Source organism: Candidatus Limnocylindrales bacterium (assembly GCA_035571835.1).
Classification (GTDB): Bacteria; Desulfobacterota; Binatia; order UBA1149; family CAITLU01; genus DATNBU01.
The window spans coordinates 96,994-104,177 of the sequence record DATNBU010000034.1 but is presented as its reverse complement, the minus strand read 5'-3'; the positions used below and the strand labels follow the sequence as shown (position 1 = coordinate 104,177).

Annotated in this window: 5 protein-coding genes; 2 read left to right on the top strand and 3 right to left on the bottom strand. The window is 65.7% G+C overall.

What is annotated here, in order from left to right; translation table 11 throughout:
* On the top strand, positions 1-1,803 hold a 1,803-nt coding region (locus tag VN634_15675; protein HXC52323.1), incomplete at its 5' end, for a hypothetical protein.
* 124 nt (positions 1,804-1,927) lie between these two features.
* Here VN634_15675 and def read toward each other — a convergent pair.
* The gene (gene def, locus VN634_15670) at positions 1,928-2,488 is read right to left on the bottom strand and encodes a peptide deformylase (GenBank protein ID HXC52322.1); all 561 of its coding nucleotides are present in this window, start codon (positions 2,486-2,488) and stop codon (positions 1,928-1,930) included.
* A 67-nt stretch (positions 2,489-2,555) separates the two neighbouring features.
* A complete protein-coding gene (locus VN634_15665; GenBank protein HXC52321.1) occupies positions 2,556-3,698 on the bottom strand; it encodes a hypothetical protein in 1,143 nt (380 codons plus the stop codon).
* A gap of 249 nt (positions 3,699-3,947) precedes the next feature.
* Here VN634_15665 and VN634_15660 point away from each other — a divergent pair, with 249 nt between their 5' ends.
* Positions 3,948-6,203 carry a thioredoxin family protein gene (locus VN634_15660; protein HXC52320.1) on the top strand — a complete coding sequence of 752 codons (2,256 nt, stop codon included), beginning with the start codon at positions 3,948-3,950 and terminating at the stop codon, positions 6,201-6,203.
* Between the two features lie 59 nt (positions 6,204-6,262).
* Here VN634_15660 and VN634_15655 read toward each other — a convergent pair whose 3' ends face one another.
* The gene (locus tag VN634_15655; protein HXC52319.1) at positions 6,263-7,129 is read right to left on the bottom strand and encodes an amidohydrolase family protein; all 867 of its coding nucleotides are present in this window, start codon (positions 7,127-7,129) and stop codon (positions 6,263-6,265) included.
* Positions 7,130-7,184 lie beyond the last annotated feature (55 nt).

The following is a 7,184-nucleotide window of genomic DNA, read 5'->3' as shown; positions in this document are numbered from 1 at the left end:
ACGAGCGACGGCAATGCGTGCACCAACGACCTCTGCAACGGCAGCGGAACCTGTGCACACCCGAACAACACCGCTCCCTGCAACGATGGAACGTTCTGCAATGGCCCCGATACGTGCGCAGGCGGTACCTGCAGCGTGCACTCCGGCGACCCGTGCACTGGCGGCGGAATCTGCGGAAGCTCCTGCAATGAAGCCGCCGACAACTGCTTCGCAAGCGCGACCACGGTCTGCCGTTCTTCTGCAGGCATCTGCGACGCGGTGGAAAACTGCACCGGCACGTCGGCGACCTGTCCTGCCAACGCATTCTCGTCGGGAAACACCTGCCGGTCGGCATCGGGAATCTGCGACGTGGCCGAAACCTGCAACGGCGCCTCCGCCTCGTGCCCGGCCGACGGTTTCGCCTCAGGATCGGTTGTCTGCCGCGCCGCGGCGGGCGAGTGCGATGCCGCCGAAGTCTGCAGCGGCTCAGCCTCGTGTCCCGCCGACGCGCAGGCGAACAATTCGACTCCGTGCTCGACCGACGAAAATGTCTGCACCGACGACCTCTGCGACGGCCGCGGAACCTGCGCGCATACGAACAACACTGCGCCGTGCGACGACGGAACCTTCTGCAACGGCGCCGACACGTGCTCGGAAGGATCGTGCTCGGTTCACCCCGGCGATCCGTGCGGCAGCGGTACCGGACCGTGCGCAGGATCCTGCAACGAGGACACCAACACCTGCAACGGCGGCGACGGCAACGTCTGTGACGACGGAGTGTTCTGCAACGGCACCGACACATGCGCGGGCGGTACGTGCAGCGTGCATTCGGGCAACCCGTGCGCCGGCGGCGGAATCTGCGGAAGCACGTGCAACGAATCCGCCGGCAACTGCTTCGCGAGCGCGGCTACGGTCTGCCGGGCTTCTGCCGGCGTCTGCGACACCGCGGAGAGCTGCACCGGCTCGTCCACGAGCTGCCCGGCCGACTCGTTCACGTCGGGAAATACGTGTCGCGCATCCGCCGGGGTCTGCGACGTGGCCGAAACCTGCAGCGGCGCTTCCGCTTCGTGTCCCGCCGACGGCTTTGCTTCGAGCGCCACGACGTGTCGCCCCGCCGCCGGCGACTGCGACGTTGCCGAAGTCTGTAGTGGCGCCGCGACCTGCCCCGCGGATCAACTGGCGAGCTCGTCGACTCCGTGCTCCGGCGACTCCAACGTCTGCACCGACGACTTCTGCAACGGCGCGGGAATCTGCGCACATACCAACAACACCGCGCCGTGCGATGACGGATCGTTCTGCAACGGCACCGATACGTGCGGCGGCGGCACCTGCGGCCACACCGGTGATCCATGCACCGGGAACCCGACCTGCTCGGCAAGGTGCGACGAAGCTGCCGATTCGTGCAATCTGCCGGCCGGAGCTCCGTGCCATGTCGACGACAATCCGTGTACCGACGACGTCTGCGACGGCAGCGGCACCTGCACGGCCGCACCGAACACCGACGAGTGCGACGACGGGTTGTTCTGTACCACCGCCGACCGCTGCGTCGACAGCGCGTGCATCGGCAGCCCGACCTGCCCGCAGACGGACGCGTGCAGCGATACGTGCGACGAAGCGGCAGATGCGTGCCGCACCTGTGGGCATCCGTTCAGCAACGACCGATGCGTCGTCAATGCGAGCTTCGTGCTGCAGGGTGCGCTCGGTCTCAGGGTTTGCGAGCTGTGCACGTGCGACGTCGATTCGAACGGCCGCGTCAACACGACCGATGCGCTGAAGATCCTCCGCACCTGCGCAAGCCTGCCGACTACGCTCGACTGTCCGTAGCCGATCAGACGACGACTGGAATCTGAATCCGGGAAACGAAAATCGGGTCAGACACCGTTTTCTGAAAATCGGGGACAGACACTGATTTCGCTAAATCGGTGTCTGTCCCCGATTTCACGGTTTTTCAGTCCGGAAGGTGCTCTTCGCCGGGGACGTCGCGCCAGTAGCGTGCGTAGTCTTCGAGAGTCGCGAGCTTTTTCATGTCGCGGATGCGGTCCACGTAGAGCACGCCGGCAAGATGGTCGAGCTCGTGCTGGAAGACCGTTGCGAGGAATCCGTCGGCTTCGATCGCGCGCGGCGTGCCGTCGAGGTCGAGATAGTCGACCCGGATCCGCCGCGGCCGCTCGACGAAACCGCGTAGATTCGGAACCGACAGGCATCCTTCCCAGAACCCCTGCTCCTCTGCATCGAGCACCGTGATCTTCGGATTGACGAAGACGCGCTGCCCGAACGGCTCCTGCCCGGGATAGCGCACGGACTCCTCGTCGATTTCGATCACGGCGACCGCGAGCGACTCGCCGATCTGCGGCGCCGCGATGCCGATGCCCTGCTCGTGATGCATCGTCTCGATCATGTCGCCGATCAGCTGACCGAACGCTTCGGAGCGCATTTCGTCCCCGGTCACGTCGCGTGCAACGAGGCGCAGCAGGGGATTTCCTATCGTCAGTACCGGCCGGATCGCCATGGCTCGCCGCAATCTCCCAAAGTCCGCAGGATTTCTTTTTCCTGAATGAACCGGATCCGTTCGATGCTCAACCCGGATTGCGGAGAGCCTCGCGCGGGGCGTCGGCGTGTTGGACCGGCAGCGACAGGCGAGGATCGAGCCACGTCAGGATGCGATCGTTCTCTTCGCGCGGATACGTGTGCGACAGGTCGTCGATGATCCTCAGCGTGAGGTCTGCGCCTGCCGAGCGCAGCTCGTCGGCCGCCATCTCGGCGGTTTCGACCGGGAACATCCAGTCGAGGCGGCCGTGCACGAGCCAGATCTTGCGCCCCTCGGCCCGCGCCAGGTTGCCGCCCATCATGTTGGCCGGATGCAGCACGCCGGAGACCGGAGCGAGATGCGTAAACGGCGAATCCTCGCCGAGCCCCTCGAGCAGCGTGTAGGTGGCGCCGTCGGAAATTCCCGTCAGCAGCACGTGCGAGCGATCGACGCGCCAGCGCGACGAGATGTACGCGACCATCGCGCGCAGCGAGCGCGAATCGAGATCGGGGCCCATCAGCGACCACGTGGGCCCCTGCGATGTTGGCGCGGCCAGCAGGAAACCTCGTCCCCTCGCTTCGCGCAGCCAGCTCCACAGGAAATCGCGTCCGCTTCCCGAGCCTCCGTGCAGCGCAACGACGAGCGGCCAGGCTTCGCTGCCGTCGTAGCGCTCGGGAACGTACAGGCAGAATCCGCCGCGCCCGTCGGCCCCGCGCTCGCCGCCGCTGTGGTGAAGCCCGACGCTCACGCCCTCCGGAGGATCGGTTTCCAGGTCCGCGAGCCGGTCGTGAAAGGGAGCCTCGACGAAGTAACGCGACAGCGGCGGAAAGCGGTGCAGCCCATAGAGCGCTTCGAGCGCGCGGCAGAACGTGCGCAGGCTCGACAGCATCTTGAAGATCGCTTCCTGCGGGAGGGAATCCGCGAGGAACATCTCGAGCGAGCGTCGCGTAAGCTCGGCACCCTCGCGGAAGCGGGCGTGAAATGCCGCAAGCGGAGCCGGCGGCGATGACGCAGCGTAGATCGACAGCGCGCGCTCGAGCTCCTTGTAGTGGGGCGAGAGCGCCTTGCGCAGCTGCGGAACCTCGGGCGGATGAAGGTAGCGCGCGGCGGCTTCCATGGCACCGAGCGCGGTCAGCGTCGCGACGCCGGCCTGGCTCAGTGCATCCTGGTAGTCGTCAGGAATGTCGACCATCCAAACCTCGAAACATCGCCGCTCGAATGCCTGCCACGAAAGAAAACGTGCGGTTCGCACAAAGTGCGAAACCTCCGGGGGAGAGCAGCGTCAACCTAAGGGATGGTCCATGCCCTTGGAAGAGCCTTCCCGGAAATCCGCCGAAGGCCAACTCGCGAGCGCCTTGGTCCGGTGCTAATCGAATCCCTCCCGATGTTGATGCCTGAGCCCGATCGGCCCCCTCGACGCGCCACCGGTGCGCGCCCGGCAATGCGACGAGCGCCGCACGGCGTCGCGCTCCTGCTTACGCTGCTGACAGTTACCGGCGTATCCATCGCCCTCGCGCGCGTCGCACAAGCCGAACCGGTCAGCTCCGGCAATGTCACCGCCGAGCTCGCGAGCGAGCAGCGAACCATCCGTCCCGGCGGAATGTTCACGCTCGGTCTGTCACTGCGCCCCGCGGAAGGCTGGCATACGTACTGGCAGAACTCGGGCGACAGCGGCCTTCCGACCAGGATCGAGTGGACGCTTCCGCCCGGTTTCCATGCCGGTGAGCTGATGTGGCCGCACCCGGTCCGGCTCGGAGATCCTCCATTCGTAACGTACGGTTACGAGCGTGACGCGCTGCTGCTGACAAATCTCGACGCACCGTCGACGCTGCAGCCCGGCTCGGATGTGGAAATTGTCGCAGCGGCCCGCTGGCTCGCCTGCCGAGCGGACGCGTGCGTGCCCGGCAAGGCGGACCTCAAGGTCCACCTTCGTGTGGATTCGGGTGCCCCTCAGATCGATCCCGGCTGGCAGGCTGCATTCGCCAAAGCCCGCTCGGAGCTCCCGAAAATGGCCGTCGACTGGTCGGCGAGCGTTCGCGAGACCGCAGACCAGGTCCATGTCGACGTGATCGCTCCGGCGCAAGCAAGGCCGGTCGCGACGGCCGTGCAGGTTTTTGCGATCGATCCCGGCGTCATCGATGCGTCCGCGCCGCCGTCGGTGCGGGCGACCGATTCCGGATTCACGATCGACGTCGCCAGAGACGAACGTCGCGAGCCGCTGCCCGAGCTGCTCCAGCTGGTCGTCGTCGCCGATGCCGCGGCGGATGCGCCGGCGCCGTTCCGCGCGCTTCGCATCAACGCGCACAAGGCGGTCGAGTCGCCGCCTGCGGGCGCAGCGAAGGCTCCTTCGCAGGGCGCGGTGGCTGCAAAGGCACCGGACAAACGTACGGCCCAATCGTCACGTGCGGCTCACGCCGGCGGCATAACGTTTTGGGCCGCGATCGTGCTCGCGCTTGCCGGCGGCCTGATCCTCAACCTGATGCCGTGCGTGTTCCCGGTCCTGTCGCTCAAGATTCTCGGCTTCGTGCACATTGCCCATCACGACCGGCCGAGCGTACGCCGGCACGGATACGCATTTGCTGCGGGCGTGCTCGCTTCGTTCTGGATTCTGGCCGCCGTGCTGATCGTGCTGCGCATGGCCGGCGATTCGCTCGGGTGGGGCTTTCAGCTCCAGCAGCCGCTGTTCGTTGCGCTGCTGGCCGCGCTGCTGCTCGCAATGGCGCTCAATCTGTTCGGCGTCTTCGAGCTTGGCTCGTCGGTGCCCGGTGCGGCCGGACGCCTGGATTCGGCGTCCGGCTACCACGGTTCGTTTCTGAGCGGCGTGCTCGCGACCGTCCTTGCCACGCCATGTTCGGCACCGTTCATGGGAACGGCCATCGGCTACGCGCTGGTGCAGCCGCCTTTGAAGACGTTCCTCGTTTTTACCGCGCTCGGAGCCGGCATGGCGCTTCCATACCTTGTGCTCGCATGCGTGCCGATGCTGCTGCGACGGCTGCCGAAACCCGGCGCATGGATGGAGCGATTCCGCGAAGCGATGGCGTTTCCGCTGCTCGCGACGGTCGCATGGCTTGTCTGGGTCTTCGGCCAGCAGACCGGCAACGACGGCGTGCTCGGGCTGCTGATCGCGCTTCTGCTCGGTTCGCTCGGCCTCTGGATCGGTGGGCGCTTCGCGGGCGGCGCGCATCGCCGTCTCGTCGCCGTGCTCACGGGGCTGTGCGTGGTGGCGTCGATCGCGATGATGTTCTCGGTGGCTTCACCGCGCGTGGCATCGAGATTCGAGGAAGCATCGGCGACTACGGCTGCCGGGCGCCAGGCACCGTCCGATATCCGTCGTGACGACGGCACGCTGCGCTGGCAGCCGTGGGATCCGGACGCCATTGTCCAGCATCGCACCGAAGGACGGGTGGTCTTCGTCGACTTCACGGCCGACTGGTGCCTGTCGTGCAAGGTCAACGAGCGCGTCGCGCTCTCGGGCGACGAGTTCGCGCGGCGCATGACCGACGCGAAAGCCGTTGCAATGAAAGCCGACTGGACCAGCTCCGATCCGCGCATCACCAGGGCGCTCGCCGATTTCGGTCGCAGCGGTGTGCCGCTCTACGTCGTCTACCCGCGTGACCCATCGCGCGCGCCGATCGTGCTCCCGCAGATCCTCACGCCCGCCATCGTCCTCGAAGCCATCGAAAAAGCCGTCGCCTGAGAAATCGGGGTCAGACACCGATTTCGCATCGCTGAGAAATCGGTGTCTGTCCCCGTTTTTCAGAGCTTGAGAACGCGCATCGCGTTCTCGCGCAGGAACTTCGGCCAGACGTTGTCGCGCAGCGGCACCTGCGGCATGTCGCCGAAGATCCGTTCGAGGCTGAGGCCCATCGGAAAGTATCCGGCGTACAGAACCTTGTCGGCTCCGCGCGTGTTGGCGAAATCGATGATGTTCTTCGGGTAGTGGCGCGGCGCGAACGCGCTCGTCGAGTAGTACAGGTTCGGGTACTTGAGCATGAGCTTGACCATCAGGTCGGTCCACGGCTCGCAGCCGTGACGCGTAACGAAACGAAGCTCGGGGAAGAACCAGCAGACCTCGTCGATCAGCGACACGTCCTGGCACATCATCGGAACGCGCGGACCGGGCACGCCGGCGCAGACGAAGATCGGAATGTCGAGGTCGATGCACGCGGCGTAGAGTGGGAAAAATTTCTTGTCGTTGATCGGGACCTGCGGCACGCAGCCGGCAGGGAATGCCGTTGCTGCCTTCACCCCGAATTCGTCGTGCGCGCGGCGAAGCTCGCGGACGCCCTCCATGCCGAGATTCGGGCTGACCGCAAAGCTCGGAATGAAGCGGGTCGGATGCTCGCGGATGGCGCGCGCGCCGAGCGGATTGCCGAAGCGCACGCTGATCATCGCCTTTTCGATGCCGTACTTGTCCATCTCGTCGAGCGCGATGCCGATGTAGTCGTCGGAATCGCGCACGGTCGGAATCGACTTGAACATGTACTCGGCCGGCATCTTGAACATCTCGCGGCTTTCGTGGTCCATGAGCAGCGGCTTCATGAAGTCGTACCAGGTCCCGCGGTCGTCCGTGGGAAGCTCGAGCATGAGATCGATGACGCCGATTCCGTCCGGCATGGGCATGAGGGGGGCTCCTGATGGAAATGCTGAATTCGCGGGATATGGAGAAAAAAGTCAC